Source organism: Acinetobacter bouvetii (assembly GCF_902753875.1).
Lineage (GTDB): Bacteria > Pseudomonadota > Gammaproteobacteria > Pseudomonadales > Moraxellaceae > Acinetobacter > Acinetobacter bouvetii_A.
The window spans coordinates 64,454-83,126 of sequence record NZ_CADDTS010000025.1; the positions used below are offsets into that span (position 1 = coordinate 64,454).

17 protein-coding genes are annotated in these 18,673 nt (G+C 39.9%); 13 read left to right on the forward strand and 4 right to left on the reverse strand.

Going from position 1 to position 18,673, the window contains the following annotated elements:
* Nucleotides 1-222 precede the first annotated feature (222 nt).
* The 5 genes from FB6_RS07235 (at nt 223) to FB6_RS07255 (ending at nt 4,537) form a co-directional block, all read left to right on the forward strand.
* Nucleotides 223-1,053, forward strand: a complete 831-nt coding sequence (locus FB6_RS07235; RefSeq protein ID WP_174559365.1) for a hypothetical protein — start codon at nt 223-225, stop codon at nt 1,051-1,053.
* 2 nt (nt 1,054-1,055) lie between these two features.
* Nucleotides 1,056-2,600, forward strand: coding sequence for a GH3 family domain-containing protein (locus FB6_RS07240; RefSeq protein WP_174559366.1), 1,545 nt, complete (start codon nt 1,056-1,058; stop codon nt 2,598-2,600).
* A gap of 10 nt (nt 2,601-2,610) precedes the next feature.
* On the forward strand, nt 2,611-3,780 hold the full coding sequence (locus FB6_RS07245; RefSeq protein ID WP_174559367.1) for a GNAT family N-acetyltransferase: 1,170 nt from the start codon (nt 2,611-2,613) through the stop codon (nt 3,778-3,780).
* Between the two features lie 304 nt (nt 3,781-4,084).
* Nucleotides 4,085-4,366 (forward strand): hypothetical protein, encoded by a 282-nt coding sequence (locus FB6_RS07250; RefSeq protein WP_174559368.1) that lies wholly within the window; start codon nt 4,085-4,087, stop codon nt 4,364-4,366.
* Between the two features lie 21 nt (nt 4,367-4,387).
* The gene (locus FB6_RS07255; RefSeq protein WP_174559369.1) at nt 4,388-4,537 is read left to right on the forward strand and encodes a hypothetical protein; all 150 of its coding nucleotides are present in this window, start codon (nt 4,388-4,390) and stop codon (nt 4,535-4,537) included.
* Between the two features lie 31 nt (nt 4,538-4,568).
* On the opposite strand, the gene rlmKL is transcribed toward FB6_RS07255, so the two are convergent.
* Nucleotides 4,569-6,773, reverse strand: a complete 2,205-nt coding sequence (gene rlmKL / locus FB6_RS07260; protein ID WP_174559370.1) for a bifunctional 23S rRNA (guanine(2069)-N(7))-methyltransferase RlmK/23S rRNA (guanine(2445)-N(2))-methyltransferase RlmL — start codon at nt 6,771-6,773, stop codon at nt 4,569-4,571.
* 270 nt (nt 6,774-7,043) lie between these two features.
* Here rlmKL and FB6_RS07265 point away from each other — a divergent pair, with 270 nt between their 5' ends.
* The 8 genes from FB6_RS07265 (at nt 7,044) to FB6_RS07300 (ending at nt 15,058) form a co-directional block, all read left to right on the forward strand.
* Entirely contained in the window at nt 7,044-7,433 is a 390-nt protein-coding gene (locus FB6_RS07265; protein WP_438819960.1) for a hypothetical protein, read from the forward strand.
* Nucleotides 7,434-7,722: 289 nt separating this feature from the next.
* Nucleotides 7,723-8,739, forward strand: coding sequence for an aspartate carbamoyltransferase catalytic subunit (locus FB6_RS07270; RefSeq protein ID WP_174559371.1), 1,017 nt, complete (start codon nt 7,723-7,725; stop codon nt 8,737-8,739).
* Nucleotides 8,740-8,749: 10 nt separating this feature from the next.
* A complete protein-coding gene (locus FB6_RS07275) occupies nt 8,750-9,985 on the forward strand; it encodes a dihydroorotase (protein ID WP_174559372.1) in 1,236 nt (411 codons plus the stop codon).
* Nucleotides 9,986-10,102: 117 nt separating this feature from the next.
* Nucleotides 10,103-10,819, forward strand: a complete 717-nt coding sequence (locus FB6_RS07280; RefSeq protein ID WP_174559373.1) for a hypothetical protein — start codon at nt 10,103-10,105, stop codon at nt 10,817-10,819.
* Between the two features lie 47 nt (nt 10,820-10,866).
* On the forward strand, nt 10,867-11,769 hold the full coding sequence (locus FB6_RS07285) for a lysozyme inhibitor LprI family protein (protein WP_254592209.1): 903 nt from the start codon (nt 10,867-10,869) through the stop codon (nt 11,767-11,769).
* 152 nt (nt 11,770-11,921) lie between these two features.
* Nucleotides 11,922-13,406: an OmpA family protein gene (locus tag FB6_RS07290; RefSeq protein ID WP_174559374.1), complete on the forward strand. Its 1,485-nt coding sequence runs from the start codon at nt 11,922-11,924 to the stop codon at nt 13,404-13,406.
* Between the two features lie 155 nt (nt 13,407-13,561).
* Nucleotides 13,562-14,347 (forward strand): Rossmann-like and DUF2520 domain-containing protein, encoded by a 786-nt coding sequence (locus tag FB6_RS07295; protein ID WP_174559423.1) that lies wholly within the window; start codon nt 13,562-13,564, stop codon nt 14,345-14,347.
* A gap of 21 nt (nt 14,348-14,368) precedes the next feature.
* Complete coding sequence (locus FB6_RS07300) at nt 14,369-15,058, forward strand: class I SAM-dependent methyltransferase (protein WP_174559375.1); 690 nt, start codon at nt 14,369-14,371, stop codon at nt 15,056-15,058.
* Nucleotides 15,059-15,117: 59 nt separating this feature from the next.
* On the opposite strand, the gene trmB is transcribed toward FB6_RS07300, so the two are convergent.
* From trmB to FB6_RS07315, 3 genes are all read right to left on the reverse strand, one after another.
* On the reverse strand, nt 15,118-15,834 hold the full coding sequence (trmB, locus tag FB6_RS07305; protein ID WP_174559376.1) for a tRNA (guanosine(46)-N7)-methyltransferase TrmB: 717 nt from the start codon (nt 15,832-15,834) through the stop codon (nt 15,118-15,120).
* A gap of 156 nt (nt 15,835-15,990) precedes the next feature.
* Nucleotides 15,991-16,419, reverse strand: coding sequence for an EamA family transporter (locus tag FB6_RS07310; protein ID WP_174559377.1), 429 nt, complete (start codon nt 16,417-16,419; stop codon nt 15,991-15,993).
* 245 nt (nt 16,420-16,664) lie between these two features.
* A complete protein-coding gene (locus tag FB6_RS07315; RefSeq protein ID WP_174559378.1) occupies nt 16,665-18,578 on the reverse strand; it encodes a sensor histidine kinase in 1,914 nt (637 codons plus the stop codon).
* Between the last annotated feature and the right edge of the window lie 95 nt (nt 18,579-18,673).

An 18,673-nucleotide genomic window follows, 5' to 3' on the forward strand; every position in this document is an offset into this window, starting at 1 on the left:
ATTTAACTAAAAGATAAAAATAGAGAAAAAAACCTGGCTTTGGCCGGGTTTTTTTATTATTAACGTTTATCGTATTTTTGTAAAATTCATCTATTTTTATTTGATTTCTCAACTTTTTAAACCTTAAGATGGCGTCGCTTTGCATTAATACTTGCATAAAAAGCAGTTAAAACAAAAACAATATGGCCTTCCACAAAGAGAAGGTTACATGGAATCGTAATCATGATCGAATTTAAGTTAGTACGTTTGCTCAAAAACGAGCCTTATAGTGCTTATAAAAAATGTAGCCAAGTCACGGTTCAAGAACTCAAGTGTATGTATGGTATTTATCAAAAATATTATGCCAATACGCGTTATGAAATTTTTGAGCGTGACTTTTTAGAAAAAACCGGTGTTTTCCTTATTTTAGAACCTAAAAATAAACAAATCGTTGGTTTTTCTACCGTAATGGAGCGTGATTTTGTCGTTAATGGTAAAGCGCATCATGCCTTTTTTAGTGGTGATACCATTATTGAAAAAGAATATTGGGGCAACAGGGCTTTAACCCGTGCGATGTTTCGTTATATCGTGAGCTTTAAAATACGTTATCCATTGAAGCCAATTTACTGGATCTTGATTTCCAAAGGATTCAAGACCTATTTACTGTTGGCTAATAATTTTTATAGTTATTATCCGCACTATAATGAAAAACATCCTCATTTAAAGGATTTTGTGGAATCTTATTGTCATCAATATTTTTCTGAATATTATGAGAAATCTACAGGCTTACTGAATTTTGGTGATGACTATCAGCCTTTAAAAGCAGATGTGGCTCCTATTACCGATGATGTACGTGAAAAAAATTTCAAGATTGCATTTTTTGAAGACAAGAACCCAACTTGGGTGGATGGTACTGAACTAGCTTGTATTGGTGAATTGCGTTGGAGTGATTTATACCGTTATGTAAATCGTTTCTTGAGTAAAAACACCAGTGAAAGTAAATATGATAGTAAAAATCGTTATAAAAACCGCGCTCTGCAGATCGCCTCGGACTCAAATTCTAAGGTGGCATAACGATGGGTTTATTGCTTTCAGCTTCACATCAAATATTGGAATTTGCCTGCCGCAAAGCTTTCAACCGCTATCGGCAGCAAGCGAATGATTTAGAAGTGATCCAACGACAAAAGTTGGATCAATTTTTAAAACAACATAGCTCACAAAGTCTGAGTTATGAGGGCTTTGCAGAACAATATCCCCTGACACGATATGCAGATTGGAAAGAGAAAATTGAACAATCCCGGCAAAGCGGGAAAAACGGTTTAGGACCAGAGAAAATTGTACGTTTTCAGCCCACCAGTGGTTCAAGCGAAGCACTGAAATTTATTCCTTATACACAATATTTCCTCAATGAACTGGATGAAGCGATTGGACTGTGGTTAAGCAATTTATATCGCCAGCATCCTCAATTAAAAAACTCGACCCATTATTGGTCAGTATCCTGGTTGCCAGAAAGCCAGCGCAAACTTTTAGAAAATAGCAATCTAAACGATGACAGTGCTTTACTGAATGTTTCCAAGCGGGTATTGAGCAAAATCACCCAATCCGTGCCGACCGACATTGCACTGGCAGAATCGGCCGAAGATGCCATGTTTGCCACGGCGGTATTTTTGGTAGCAGATAAAAATTTAGGCATGATTTCAGTCTGGAGTCCGACATTTGCATTACAGTTACTCGATATTATCGAGCAATCTCAGGATGAAATTGTCAGGGTGTTAAAAACGGGACGATGGTCACGCCAAGGTCTGAATTATTTGCCAGCTCCAAAGTCATGCGAACAAAGTTATAAATTGCAGCGACTCCATTTACAGAATCCAGTGGCCTGGAAAGAGCTTTGGCCGAAATTGACCCTGATTTCCAGTTGGGACACGGCCAGTGCGGAGCGCTGGGCAAAAAATTTACAAGATCGGGTAGCCAATGTTGCCTTTGAAGGTAAAGGCTTATGGGCAACAGAAGGTGTAGTCACCATTCCGTTCTCAGATCGTTTTCCGCTCAGTTATCAATCACATTTTTATGAGTTTATTCTGCAGGACAGTGAACGAGTCGTACCGTCTTGGCAGCTTAAAGTAGGTGACATCGTCAGTCCGGTGATTACCACTGGTTCTGGTTTGATTCGTTATGTGATTGATGATGAACTGGAAGTGATCGATTTTTATCAACGGATTCCATGTTTCCGCTTTCTAGGACGGAAAATGACAGTCGATCTGGTGGGTGAGAAACTGGATCATAGTGTGGCAGTCAAAGTTTTGGCAGAATTTAAGCAGGAAGATTATCTACCGATCAGTATTTTGGGTATTGAACATTGCCATGAGAAAAAGCCGCATTACATGATGTTGAGTGAAGGAAATATCCATAAACAACCGAGTGCTGCTGCTTTAGATCAGTTATTAAAAGAAAATTTTCATTATGAATTGGCCCGCAACCTTGGGCAGCTAGATGAGCCCGAAGTAAAACATGTAAAAAATGCCTGGGATTATTACAAAAACCTGGCTATGAAAAATGGAATGATCGAAGGCAATATTAAGCCTGAACCATTGAAAAAAATGAAAACAAAAATAATTTGAGTAAAACTTTATGAACATGAATGTATTACATGCATTGAACGACAATAATAATGAAATTTATCGTTCTTCAAACGAGCCCAATTTTGTGGTGCGATCAGCTACAGCAGCAGATGATGCGCAACTGGTAAAGTTGATCGCGGAAACCATGCCGAGTAATGGTATGACTTGGGCTTTTGAGCGTTATCCGAGTTATCTGAGTGCCAGCCATGCGCAATATCATCATCCTGATATTAAATTGGTCGTGCCAGCGGATGATCACTCAGAAATTGTCGCCATGATGAATTTGGGTTGGCGCAACTGTTTTATCAATGGCAGGTCAGAAGTATTGCGCTATGTCGCGGATTTACGCATGTTACCTGAGCATCGTGGCAACAAGGTCATGCGCTTGTTGATGGATTATGTCTATGATGAAATTCCACGTGAGACTATTTTTGAAAGCGTGGTTCTAGAAGACAATACTGTGGCATGTGGGATTTTACATAACGAGCGTAAAGGTTTTCCCATCCCTTTTCATTATGACGATATTCGTACCTTTACTGTTTCCCAGGCAGTTAAACCGGCACAATTTTCTCAGTATAATTTTCAGCAAATGAATGCGAGTCATGTCAGTCAAGTGAATGCCTTTATACTTTCAATGAAAGAGCATTATAACTTTCTGCCCCATTATGATTTTTCCGGATTGGCGGAATCCAATCATCCATTTTGGCTAGGCATGAAAATTCATGATTTTTATCTGATGTATGACCAAAATCATAAGATGGTAGGATTGTATGGATTGTGGAATCAGAAAACCTTTAAGCAGACCCGTGTAGTGAAGTATTCACTGCCATTAAAAATGCTGAAACCTTTTTATAATGTCTATGCTGAAATTCGTGGTGTCTTAGCTTTGCCCAAGGTCAACAATGCCTTTGAATATCTTATGATTCATAGTGCACTATGTCATCCTGAACAACTCGATGTATTTGCCAGCCTGATTTTTCATGCCAAGCAACAAACAAAATTACGCCAGAAACAGGCATATTGTATTACTTTGGCTAATAATGACCCAAGAATCAGCTGGATGGATAAGACTACTTCACATGTCATTCAAGCCAAACACTATTTCCATAGCTTTAAAGCCTCTCCATATACGACTTTTGATCGGAGAAAAGTTAGTTATCTGGAAGTTGGTCGAATTTAAGTGAGCTTCATCATTGCTCAGTCATATAATCAGGCTGGGTTTATGTAGCTATCTGAAAATATTATATTTATTTTAATTCATGATGAGGCTTGTCATAAACTAAAAGAAAAGACGGCATTTTAACAGTTGGGACTAATTATAAGTGTGGTACAAAGAAGTTTTTAAATTAAAACACTTAGAAGTAAGAGGTTACATCTTGGTCAGCCTCTTTTATTGCTGAATATCGGGAACTACGGAAATTCAATTGTTGTGATTTAAAAAATATTGTTAGCTTACTCAATAATAAAAAAGGAGCAGGTGAATCATGAAGATGCACGATAAAAATGGCTGTGACAGCCAACGATTTAAAATTAAAAAAATCATGGCAATGAATTTGCTGTTACTGATGTGTTCCTGGGGCAATGCTGAGACTTATTTGTCGGATCATAAATTGGCAGAACAGCAGAGTGATGCAAAACATATGGATACTCAAAGTATTCAGCGGTTGCAAAAAAGTATTCAACAACCGGTTGAGCAGCAGCAACAAGAAAGTAAGGCATTGAGTAATCAGAACAGTCAGGAAATTCAACAACAAACGATTGATTAAACAGTATTATCTGATGATCAAATGCAAAAGAAGAAAGCAGCGGAATTATTGCATCTCAATGAAAAACAGGATTTAACTTATTCGACGGTTCGTTTGTTTGATATTGTCAATCAGGCAGATAGCTCAAGGCTGAATAATTTTGAGGGGATAAGTATAGAGATGAAACCTTAAGCAGCATTTCATCTCTAGGATTTATCACCGATTAATTTTGTGGATGTTGAATTTTCCAGGCACGGTGAATTTTAGTATTACGTTTAAAGTCGAGGCCAATGGTTTCATTGGTAATTTCCTGAACCTCAAAGAACGCTAAAATTTCTTCGTCCATTTCAAAACCACGATAGTTGTTAGAGAAATACAAGGTACCTTCTGTGGTTAAGCGGTTCATTGCACGCTTGATCAGAGACAAGTGGTCACGTTGCACATCGAATGTGCCATGAAACTTTTTCGAATTCGAGAACGTTGGTGGGTCAATAAAGATCAGATCATATTGCTCATGACCTTCTTTGAGCCATTCAAAACAGTCGCTGGCAAAGAACTGGTGCTGTTCATCGGCATGATCCACAGTCAAACCGTTTAGAACAAAGTTTTCTTTAGACCAGTTCAGATAAGTATTAGACAAATCGACACTGGTGGTACTTGCAGCGCCACCTAAAGCAGCATGCAGGCTGGCAGTAGAGGTATAGCTATACAAGTTTAGGAAATGTTTGCCTTTGGCTTCTGCCGCAATACGTAAACGCATTTGACGGTGGTCAAGGAACAAGCCGGTATCCAGATAATCAGTCAGGTTGACCAAAATTTTGGCTTTACCTTCTTGCACGATAAAACGTTTAGACGCGGTACTTTGTTTGGTGTACTGGTTTTTACCTTCTTGACGGGCACGTGTTTTAATAAAGATCGCATCACGGCCTAAACCAGTTACCGAACGAATGGCCTGTAAGGCAAGATTAAAACGTTTTTTAGCCTTTTCAGGATCAATTGTTTTTGGTGGCGCATATTCTTGTACGTGTAAACGATCACCATACAAATCAACTGCAACATTAAAATCTGGCAAGTCTGCATCATACAAACGCAAGCAGAAAATATTTTCTTTCACTGCCCATTTTTTCAAAGCTTGCATGTTTTTTTGCAGACGGTTGGTAAAGTCTTGTGCACCTTCAATTGGCTCAAACTGTTGTGGTTGCCAATGCGCTAAAAATGGTTGTGATACAGCAGCCGGTTTGATGATACCGAAACGCACATAAATCGGCAGTTTACCATTCATCAAGCGCAAAATTTGCGGTTCATTAAATGCCAGCACGTCAGCCTGTTCAACCTGTGCCGCAATGACTGCTGCATATTGGTTTGGGAAGTTCTTTTGTAACAGGGCAGATAAACCTAAGTATAAAGCACGGTTAGAGGCTTTATCACCTAAACGCTCACCATAAGGTGGGTTGGTGACAATAAATGAAGTTTTGCCTTCAGCCTTGAAATCTGGCCAGTCTGCAAGTGTGCGTTCTTCAATTTTGATATGGTCGAGTAGTTTTTCAAAACCAGCCGCAATGATGTTTTGTTTGGTTGCTTTCACAGCTTCCCAGTCTGCATCATAGGCATAGAATTGCGGTAAAGGCTGTTCCAATGCTATTTGATGACGTTCAGCTGCTTCAGCTTTAATTGACATCCACAGTTCATGGTCATGACCGTTCCAGCCGTTAAAACCAAAACGACGGACCAGACCTGGAGCACGGTCAGTAAGCATCATCAATGATTCAATGATAAAGGTACCAGAACCACACATTGGATCTAGAATAATGTCTGGTTTGCGTTGATTTAATTTTGCTTTTTGCAGAATGGCTGCAGCAAGGTTTTCTTTAATTGGGGCATCGGTCATGTAATGACGATAACCACGTTTATGTAAGGAATCACCGGATAAATCCAGGCAATAGGTATGTGCAGTCTTGCCTGCTAGGACGTACAGCGTAATTTCAGGCTGTTTGATGTCGATACTTGGACGTTTGCCCACGGCTTCCATAAAGGAATCCACAACACCATCTTTGACTCGTAAAGTGGCAAATTGCGTGTTGACCTTAATTTCACGTTCTACATGTAAACGCACAGCAAATGTACTTTGTGGTGCAAAAATTAAAGACCAGTCAAAGTTAATTGCACCTTCATAGAGCTCTTCAGCCACATCTCGTGCATCTCGCGTATGTTCCAATTCATGTGTATGAATGGGAGTTAAGACACGTGAAGCAAGACGTGACCACATGCAAATACGGTATGCATTTTCCAATGTGCCTTTGAAAATTAAACGACCCGGTAACTGTTCAATATTTTGAACACCTAAACCTTCAATTTCCTCGCGGAGTAAGGTTTCAAGTCCATCTGCACAGGTGACCCAGTATGTAGAAAGACGTGGTTTCGAATTCATGTAAATTTCCAAAAGCAACAAAGCAATCTAATATTTTAACGTATTTTCACTGCTTTGGGCGGATGATCTTGAGAAGTTGTTAGATAAATTATTTGCTTGAAATAAAGAATGTTTAAGCCTTTGATGATGAATTCTTTAGCCAAATTATGGTGCTTCATGGAAAGGGTGATAAAAAATAATTTTTATATTTCACGTTATTGGTACATATTTTGCACAATCTTAACGGCACATTTTGTTAGATGTGTGATGAAACATCCAATTACAGGTTTCATGTTTTCAATTAGATATAGATATGCATTAAGTCAGGGGATCGTGATGAATGAAGTTTTAACTCAAGGTGAAGTATTTTCAATTTCCACTTTAATTTATGCTCGTCTTCGCCGTGTTGCCGGACGAGTAATAGACGTGATGTATATGGTTGAAAATAAAAATTACGCTCAACATGTAGTGGATCTAGCAACAGCAACACAAGATACCGAACTAAAGCGTTTGGTGACACGCTTATATTCAGTTATGGACCTTTCTGTCGAGCCTGAAGTTGAACAGATTGAAGAATTGATTGCAGAACCTATTATGGAAGAAACATATCATTCTGATGTGACAGAAGAAGAAATCTATCGTGCTCAAGTTTCGCATCATTATATTGGTGCCTTACGCTAACTTGGTTAGGATCTATTTAAATGAAATCATTGATTTAGAGCAAGTATAGGCAGTTGAATTTTTGAATGATTATATGCATGGGAATACAAAAGATAATTAAGTGATAAAAAGCTGATTAATGTTTGAATGTGATCAATTGAGTTTAAATTATCTCATTGAAATATTGGATAGCAATTTTAATATCCATTTTTATTATCTAGACGGTTTTTGCACAATTATTGAAAACTTCAACTGCCACAGGTAGGGAATATCTGTATAATACGTTGACTTAACGTATAAGGAATCTCTCATGCACTTGGCGGCATTGCATACTCCGAGCCAGATTCAACTCAACCAAGATGGTAACCTAAAACACTTCCTCACCATCGAAGGTCTTTCTAAACAAACCCTCACAAAAATATTGGACACTGCGGAGTCCTTTTTTAATGACCAAAATCAGCTCATTACCAACAATCTTCTTGAAGGTCGTACGGTGATGAATCTGTTTTTTGAGAACTCGACCCGTACCCGAACCACTTTTGAAGCTGCGGCAAAGCGTTTATCTGCTAATGTCTTGAATATTGATATTGCACGTTCCAGTACATCTAAAGGTGAAACCCTGCGTGATACGCTATGGAACTTGGAAGCGATGGCAACCGATATTTTTGTGGTCCGCCATTCATCTTCAGGCGCGCCACATTTCATTGCCAAAGATGTTTGTCCGCATGTCGCAATTATCAATGCCGGTGATGGCCGTCATGCCCATCCGACACAGGCAATGCTTGACATGCTGACCATTCGCCGTGAAACCAAAAAGAATTTTGAAGACATCAGTATCGCCATCATTGGTGACATTAAACATTCACGTGTCGCACGTTCAGATGTTGCCGCTTTACAAACCTTGGGCTGTAAAGATATCCGTGTGATTGCACCAAATACCTTGTTACCTTACGGTTTTGATGAATATGGCGAAGGTATTCGTCTGTTCAACAACATGGAAGCTGGTATCAAGGATTGTGACGTGATCATCACGCTCCGTATTCAAAACGAACGCATTGATTCGCCAGCACTTTCTTCACAAGCTGAATTTTACAAAATGTACGGGCTGAACAAAGAACGTCTGGCCATGGCTAAACCGGATTGCATCGTGATGCATCCAGGCCCAATGAACCGGGGCGTAGAAATTGATTCAAGTATTGCCGATGGTAAACAGTCTGTGATTTTGCATCAGGTGACCAATGGGATTGCAGTGCGTATGGCGGTGTTGGCTTTGTCGATGCAGGGCCAGTTGCAGGAAAAAGGTTTGTTAGAAGCAGTTGCGGGATAAGGGAAAAGTCATGAGTAGTGTAAAAATTGAAAATGTACGTGTCTTAGACCCAATTAACAAAACTGACCGCGTACAAACGGTATTTATTGAAAACGGCAAACTGGTTGCTGAAACGGCCAATGTGACTGAAACCATTGATGGTCAAGGCAAATGGTTGATGCCAACTATGGTGGATTTGTGTGCACGTTTACGTGAACCCGGTCAGCAGCAGCATGGCACTTTGAAGTCTGAAGGGAAGGCTGCGCGTGATAACGGTATTCTGCACGTGTTTACCCCACCAGACTCTAAACCGATCGTTCAGGACAACGGTGCTCTAATTCATGGTTTGGTGGAAAAAGCCATGCTGGATGGTGGTATCTATTTGCAAGTGATTGGTGCGCAAACACAAGGTTTGAAAGGCAATCAACCGGCCAATATGGCGGGCCTAAAAAAAGGTGGCTGTACGGCAGTATCGAATGCCAGTGCGCCATTTGCTGATGATGATGTGGTGATTCGTACTCTTGAATATGCAGCTGGTTTAAACATGACCGTGGTGTTCTATGCAGAAGAGCCGCAAATTGCCAAAGATGGTTGTGTGCACGAAGGCTTTATTGCTTCACGTCAGGGCTTGCCGATGATTCCTGCTTTGGCAGAAACTGTAGCCATTGCCAAATACTTGCTCATGATTGAAGCGACCGGGGTACGTGCCCACTTTGGTTTATTGTCTTGTGGTGCTTCGGTAGAACTGATTAAAAATGCCAAAGCTAAAGGCCTACCAGTGACTTGCGATGTTGCCATGCATCAGTTGCATTTAACTGATAACTTGATTGATGGTTTTAATTCACTGGCGCATGTGCGTCCACCTTTACGTTCTGAACAGGACAAGGCATTGCTTCGCCAAGGCGTGAAAGAGGGCGTGATTGATGCGATTACAACTCATCATGAACCACTCAGCAGTTCTGCAAAAATGGCGCCTTTTGCGGAAACGCAACCGGGTTTCACCGCTTTTGATACATTTGTACCCTTTGGTATTCAACTGATTAATGAAGGCTTGTTCGAACCTTTGGAATGGGTGGAAAAAGTGACGGTTGCTCCGGCTAAAGTGGCAAACATGTTTGAGCGCTGGACTGAAGAAGCAGGTTGGGCTTTGCTTGACCCTAAACTGGAATGGATAATTACTAAAGAGAGTATTATCTCTCAGGGTAAAAATACCCCGCTGATTAACCAAAAAGTGGTGGGTAAAGTGCTGCAAACCTTTGCGGTTTAATTGATTTAACGCCGTCTTAAAATTTGAAAAGTCAGCTTCGGCTGGCTTTTTTTGTGACTAAATTGTTATTTTTTGAATATTTTGTTTATAATTATGTAAATAAAAGAGGGTGTTTTAATGAAACTTAACAATAAATCATTTTTTGTGCTTATTTCAACATTAGCTTTAGCTGGCTGTAATAATCCTTTTTCTAAACATGTGAAATGTGATGATGAATCGGCAACATCACTGGTTACACAAGTGTTACAAGATGACTTGGCTCAATCTTTGGAGCATGAACTTAAAACCTTAATTAAAAATGGTGCAATTAAAGATTTAGATCCGACAAAGCTTAAACTTTCAGCAAAAAATATCCAATTTGCTTTGGCAGATAGCAGAACAGATTTTATTGATCCCAATAGTCCAAAAACATCATGTTCAGTAGATTTAACTGCGACTATTCCTTCTGATCTGGTCAAAAAATCTGATGAAGCAAGAGCTAAAGTGGATGCTGTAAGTGTAGAGCAACATGCAAATAATTTAGACGTAGATTATGAAAATCATAAGGTGCATTTAACACTCGAGTATGTACTGCAACCTACCGATAAAGGCGATAAAGTTTTAGCACTACTTAAAAATACGGCTAATATGCAAACATTACTTTCAGAAACTTTAACCTATGCATTTTTAAAGCCTCAGATTGAAAAAAATCAAATTAGAAATCTGGAAGCTAATAAAGCAGCTGTGCAAAGAAATAATGCCGAAAATATTGATTACTCGGCAAGTAATGAAGCTATAGAAGCAACTGATGCAGCAACTACTGCAGCCTCAGAAGCGTATTACGAAGATTATTAATAATTTATTTTTTGAAAAACAAAGACGAATTGAAAAATAGGGTAGTTATGAAACTTAAATTATTAGGATTAATCGGTTGTATGTTGTTTATGTCTGGCTGTGACAAGATGCAATCTATCACTGGTAGCACGGTAAAATGTGATAATGAGACTGCAAAACAGTTAGTTGTTGAAAGTTTTAGTAAGACAGTCAGTGATATTTCTGCAGAACGTGTTAAAGAGTTAATTGATACTGAAAACGTGACTATTGATATGGGGAAGTTACGTAGCACGCTTCAACAAATCACATTTAATGTCAATGATGTGCGTACCAATAATTCAGACCCAAATAGTAATAAACAGTATTGTGCAACGGAATTTGTCGTTAAAATTCCAGCTCAAATGATAAAGGATGCGGACGCTTCACGTGCTGTTTATGATGAAAATAATATTGCTCAAGCTGCTGTATTATCAGACTTATCATTTGAAGCTAATCAGTTAAAAAAGGAAATTGAATATTTAGTTCAACCTACAGATGATGGCAAAAAAGTTTATGTAACTTTAGAAAATCCAGATGCTCTAGCATATTTCGTGCGAGATATAGCAGTAGATTCTTTGGTTAAAACAGCACGACAAAATGCAGCTGAAGTGGCGAAACAAGAAGAGATGAAGCGTGTGGCAGAAGAAGATGCAGCCGCAAAAGAGTATCAAGCGGTTTTAATTTCTGAAGCTCAAACGAATTACGATAAAGCCAATAAGAACTTAAACTTAGTCTGGAACTCGACTACGAAAGAAGTACGTAGCCAACTTTTGGATGAACAAAGAATTTGGCTGAAAAAACGTGAGCTAGAATGCAAATTAGACAGTTCGAATGCTGATAATCCTGAAGTTTATCGACTAAATTGTGAAACGAATATGACCACTCAGCGCACGACAGAGTTACGTCAAAAAATCTATTATTTAGAAGAATAATTTTTCTGAATAGTAAAAAAGTCAGCTTCGGCTGGCTTTTTTTGTGGCTGAAAAATAATAGTATTCAAATAATACAATTAATTACACTGTATAAAAAATCACCATATAAACTAAAAAATACATGATAAAAAGCACAATAAAAGGATGAAAGAATGAATATTAATTTGATTGATCTATTAAAGCAGAAAGTATCTGCAATGGTTCTTGAAGGTGAAACAGCACATTTGAGTGAAAAGAGTCAGGCGCTGAGCAGTTTTTTCCCTATTCTATTGGCTATCTTTAAATCCAAACCCGATTTAGTTGCAAATTTACAAAGTCAATTAAACCCGAGATTGGGAGACATTTTTAGTATAAATCCTGCATTGAAGCAGGAGTTTTTGCAACAGCTCTCCGGTACAGTACCTACTGAAAACATTGAATCTACCTTAAACCGTTCTATTGCACCTACCTTGGGTTTTTTGGAAACCGAAGCGGGTTCTGCTGAGCCTAGCGCCATTTCACATCTCATAGAAACATATTGGCCTGCTGTGTCGGCAGCATTGCCACACTGGGCCCCTGTACTTTTAAGTGCATTGGGTGTCAGTACTGCATCGGAACAAAGTTTGCATCAGGCACCTTCTGCAGAACCTTATGTCGCGGTTGAGGAAAAAAAGAAAACAGGTGTTTTACTCCCATTAATAGCTTTTATCATTTTAGCTGCACTATTAGGCCTTATCTTTAAATCATGTTCAGAAAAAAAAGACACCCCACCATCAAGTGGTGTCCCGGCTCAAACTGCAAGTACGCAACCGGCAAAGTTACAACTGAGCACCGGTTCAACAGGAGATCTAACAACCTGCCAGTTATATTCTGGCAATGCTGGTTATATTGATATTTTACAAAACGAGATAAAACAAATTTTTAATCACAACACAGGTTGTGGTGTGGAAAACAATGCGTCTTATCATTCAGAATTTATTGATCAAGATTCAATTCCCAGTGTGCTGAAGTTAGTCAAAGGTGTGCCAAATGCGTCTTTAATCTGGATGGGCGATCAGCTCTCCATTCAGACTGCAAATCCGGCAGATGCAGAACAGCTGGCTGCGAAAATTAAGCCACTGGTTAAAAATATGACGGTGATGACCCAAGCGGTGACTGCGAGTTCAACGGCTGTTGATACCAGTGCGGCAATTAGTGCAGGCAATACCAGTGCAGAAAAAGCACTAGCAGAAATCAATCCGGATCAGATCCGTGCCCTGGATATTGCCACGGCACTGAATATGCAAATTATTAATTTTGCCAGTGCCAGTACTGAAATTCCGGATGCCAATAAATCAATTCTAGATCAAGCAGCTGCGCTGATTAAGCGTGCACCACAAGTCCACTTGACCATCAAGGGGCATACCGATGCTGTAGGCAATGCCGAAGCTAATAAGGCATTGTCACAAAAACGTGCCCAAGCCATTGTTGATTATCTGGTGAAACAGGGTGTTGATCCGGCGCAGTTACAGGCTGTAGGTTTTGGACAGGAACAACCGGTTGCAGACAATGCGACGGCTGAAGGCCAGTTTAAGAATCGCCGTATTGAATTTGAAGTATTGAATACGGAGACGGGTGTGGTTCGTGAGGTAAATGAAGAAGGAGTCAAGAGACAGTAAATTTATAGTTTTCATGGTTTTCATAAAAAAATCCCCGAGTTACACGGGGATTTTTTTATGGGAGTTGTTCCTATATCACCATTAAATACAAGCACGAATTGATTCACACTTTTTTTATTGGCATGCTGTGCTGAATGAAAAAATGTGAAGTGATTATGCGTATTAGTTTTATCGGTGCAGGGCGAGTTGCACATCATTTGGCTGCGGTTTTAAGCCAGCAGCATCAGATTGTGCAAATTTATAGCCGTACTTTGGCGCATGCACAAACTTTGGCCCAGCAGACGGGTGCAACAGCAATCTCGAAGATGATGGAGCTTCATCCTGACATTGATTTGGTCATTATTGCGGTCAGCGATCAGGCGATTGCCTCAGTCATTGCTGAGCTACATCAACAATTACCCGAAGTGCTGGTTGTACATACCTCAGGAAGTACCGATATTGAAATCCTGACGCAGGTGCATGCCCGTGCCGGTGTTTTTTATCCTTTGCAGACCTTCAGTCTGGATCGCGAGATTGCATGGGTGGAAACGCCGTTATTTGTTGAAGCCAAGTCTGAACAGGATTTGGCGCTATTAACCGAACTTGCCCATCAGCTCAGTCACCGAGTTTATTCATATTCATCAGCGCAGCGTCTCAGTCTGCATTTGGCCGCTGTATTTGCCTGCAACTTTAGCAATTATTGTTATGACATGGCGAAACAGATTGTAGATGCGCAGCAGGTCGATTTTTCGCTGCTGTATCCTCTCATTGTGGAAACGGCCAATAAGGCCGTCCAGCATGATCCCAAGCAGATGCAGACGGGGCCGGCGATGCGCGGGGATCAAAATATTCTGAATATGCACCAGCAAATGCTGGATGATGCACAGCGAGAAGATTTAAAAGAGATTTACCACTTGATGAGCCAACAGATTTTCCAGTCGCATCATCCTCAATCTCAGTGATTAAAATACAAGGATATAAAGATGGCAAAAGATTTTGAGAGTGTCTATGTGGTGGATGGCTATGATTTGCATATACGCAAGCTCATACCGGGTTATGACCTTGTGCATCAGCAAATTAAAGCCTTGTTAAAAACCTATGTCGATGAGTATGCGCATGTGTTGATTATTGGCTGTGGGACGGGTCATGAACTGGGTTATTTATTGGAGTTATTTCCGAACTGGACCTTTACTGCAACCGAACTATCGGAAACCATGTTGGAAAAGTCTAAACAGCATATACACAGCTTAAATGCGTCGCAGCGGGTTGAGTTTGTATTAGGAAATGTAGATCAGTTGCAAGCAGGACAAAGCTATGATGCTGTACTTTCTGTATTGGTCACCCATTTTGTGAACTATGCCGATAAGCCGCATTTCTTGAAAGGCATTTATTCACGGCTAAAAACTCAGGGACTATTCATTACGTTTGATTTGACCAAAATCAACTCGGCTCAGGAATTAGAAGTGCTGAAATTTGTCTGTGAGGCCAATGGATTAACCACGGCACAAGCTGCAGCCATGGCAGATCGCTTGGATGAAGACTTTTATCCGCTATCAGAACAGGAAACACTACAGTTGCTTCAACACTGTGGGTTTAATATGGTGCAACGCTTTAGCCAGATTTTAGCTTATCAAGGCTACATAGCATTTAAAGATAAAAATATTGAAAGATGACAATCTGGAATAAAAAATGGCTCATAGAAATGAGCCATTTTTTAACTTATTTTTCAGCTTTATTTGATTTTTTTGAACAGGAAGTCGTTAATCTTATGACCTTCCTCTAAACCACGACGTTCAAATTTGGTTTGCGGACGCCAGTCCGGACGAGGGTAGCTATTGCCTTTACCTGCCATATTTTCCAGATTCGGACGGTTATCTAAAACATCCAGCATCCATTCTGCATACGGTTCCCAGTCAGTCGCCGAGTGGAATGTACCGCCCATTTCTAGTTTCTGTTCCACCAGTGGCATACGGTCATGTGAAACAAAGCGACGTTTGAAATGACGTTTCTTTTGCCATGGATCAGGGAAATATAGTTGTACCGCATTGATACTGTTATCCGGCATTTCACGAAGCACCTGAATGGCATCGGCATCCAGTAATCGTAAGTTAGTTAAACCAGCCATTCCTGCTTCATACACACATTGCGCAATACCCGGAACATGGACTTCGATACCCACATAATTACGTTCAGGATTGGCTTTTGCCATTAGTACCAGTGAACGGCCCATGCCAAAACCAATTTCCACAGTTAGCGGACGTTCTGGATGTTCAAACTGCTGACGTAAATCACCCACCGGATATTCCAAAATTAGGTGACCATATTGTTCAAGCGCAGTACGTTGAGAGGTATTCAGCGGTGATGAACGACGCATAAAAGTGACAATTTCGCGATGTTCATTCAAGTTGTCCAGCTCTACGACTTGCTGGTCTAATTGATCGTTCGACATAACTTTGGCAAATGTAAAAAATTCGAATGCGGTATTTTAAGTCCTGAGCCTAACAAGTCAAACCTTTTCATTTTTTAGATAGCGCTCAGACCTGAGCAGCATGCAGTTATTGCAGAGGAATCTCGTCTAAGAACATAGGGAATCTAAGAAGCTAGGTTATTTTAATGCAATGGTGAGTACGCCAAGCGCAATCAGTACAATCCCTAGATATTCTTGTACGCTTGGTCGCTCACCTAAAAAAATAACAGCAAATACTGTCACCAGAACCATGCTAAGTTTATCAATGGGTGCAACTTGCGATGCTTGACCGAGTTGTAAGGCCCGAAAATAACACAGCCAGGATGCACCAGTGGCTAAAGCAGACAAGGTTAGAAACAGCCATGTTTTGCCTGACAGTAATAGGGGATTTTGCCATTTGCCTAAAGCCCAAACCATTAAACCTAATACCACTACAATAATCACGGTACGAATGAGGGTGGCTAAGTCGGAATCGACCTGACGTAAACCCACTTTAGCAAAAATGGCAGTGAGAGCTGCGAAGCAGGCTGAGAGTATTGCCCATATAAACCAGTGATTTGTGTTCATTGTTTAGGCCTATTATGGTTTTTAGTTTTGAGCTGCCAGAGTGTGAAGAGTTTGTGGCGTAGCAGCGATAATTGCAGTTCTATTTTAATCAAAAATGACAGCAGGTTATAGTTCAAATATGCAAGTGTCTCAGCTCAATCACGAGTACTGAAAGATTTTAAAGAATCTAACCAACTAGAGTATTTATTTTAGCGACCAAGCAATTCAATGGTTTCACATACAATCATTAATTAAGCAGATATGTGTTAAAGAATGGTTTCAGCCTTCTGTGTGGTTTCCGTTAAAGGTAAAATGACCTGAATGATAGTTTGTCCCGGTTTTGAATCAATTTTAAATTGACCACTCATACGGCTAATTCGTGCTTGCATACTATGTAATCCGACATGTAAGCCGGTATATACCGTTGCAGGTTCAAAGCCGATACCATTGTCCTGAATCTGCAAAATTAGGGTTTTATCTTCAGATTCATTTAACTGTAGAGAAACCTTATTGGCTTGACTGTGTTTTAAAATATTGGTCAGTGCTTCTTCTACCACACGGGTTAAGGTCAAGCATTGTTTGGATGAAGGGACTGTTTGCCATTGTTGTCCAAAACTCCATGTTGATTGAATTTCCATTTCTTCAAATAGACGCACAAAACGATAACGAATCGGCGCGACCCAATCAATCGGGCTATGAGGAACTGGCGCGCTTATGCTTGATCCCGAGTCGATCACCTGTCGTAAATCGTTACGTAGCAGTTTTAAAATGGACATAACTTGAGGCTTTTCGATCTTGTCATTTTGTTCGAGTAATAAAATTGATCGCACAATCGATCCACCTAGGCCATCGTGTAAATCGTGGGAGAGATGAATCCGTTCTTGTAAGCGTGCATTTTCTAGTGCAAGTTGATGTTGATTGTCTAGTGATTCGGTTAATTCGGCTTTTGCACGCGAAACTTTTTCCGATAGGGTTTTATTAAAGCGTTCAATTTGACGAGCGTTTCGTGCTAAACGTACGCCTAAAATTGCACCTAAAGACAATGTAGTGAAAGGGCCTGTATAAGGTGAAAGTGGATGACCTTCCATGGAAATAACAAAATGTGCATCGTGCAAGGCAATAGGTATAAATAGTAGATATACAGCAGCCATTAAATAACTTTCAGGCTGTTTTGATTGATAAGCCAAAAATAGAAAGCTGATACATTTAGCTAAAAATATCACCATGGCAATACCGAAAAATATTTGGATGACGGTATTGAGATGAGATAGTGGGGCTAAGCTTAGACAGAGTAAGGCGATTGAGAAAAACAGCCATAATGCCTTTTCAAGCTTTGGAAAACTTCGATGCACAAATGACCATACAGCTAAACAGCCGACTAGGGTATAAAAACAGAAAATAATATTCTGGATTCGATCCAATACTGTGGTTGTAAAGGGTAAAGGATCTGTTAATAAAAAGCAGGAGCTATACAGAATCCAACACAGGTTGGTGATGGCAAACCATAGAAAACTTTTTTCTTTACGGTTGCTGAGCCATGCTAAAAAATAGAAGATACCCACCACAAAGCTAATCATGGCGTTAAATTCGATTAAGGTACGTTTTTCTAATAACCACTTTTTATAGATGGGATAAACGTTTTGGTAATTTCCCAATTCTAAATACCCTAATCCTGATTTTTGGGTGATACTGCCAAAAACCTGTACCCATAAAATATTTTGCCCTTCTTTTAAACTCGAGGCAGCAATGTTCCATTGGCGGGGCATGTATTGGCTACGAGAAGCAGGCTCTTGCACCGACAAATCGCTCCATAGCAATTCATCATTGATATAGACACGTCCGCTTTGGGTAATCTTTTCGATAACCAGAGTTAAGGGTGTTTTGGGTTGATTGGCACAGTGATAATTAAATTGAATTTTGTACCAGACGTTTTGGTGGTAATCGGGCCAACGCGTATTCCATTGATCTGGTAGCTTTTTAAGGCTGATCCATCCCTGAGTTGGGTGAGCACTTTCATTGTGTGTATTGCCTTTTGCTACCTGGATAGATTGGATCGCAGCGGTACAATTGATAGATTCGCTTGCATGGGTAGAGGTAGGCTGAAATATATACAGCACAATAATGAGAAGAATCCCGAAATAAATCAGCATGGATTTATTGTTATGGGCTGGATTAGACATGAATCCCTGTCTCATTTTTTTGCCTTTCCCCTGCGATTTTAAATATTTAAAAAGATGAATTAAAACTAAAAATTAAATTTTAAAATTTTGTTCAG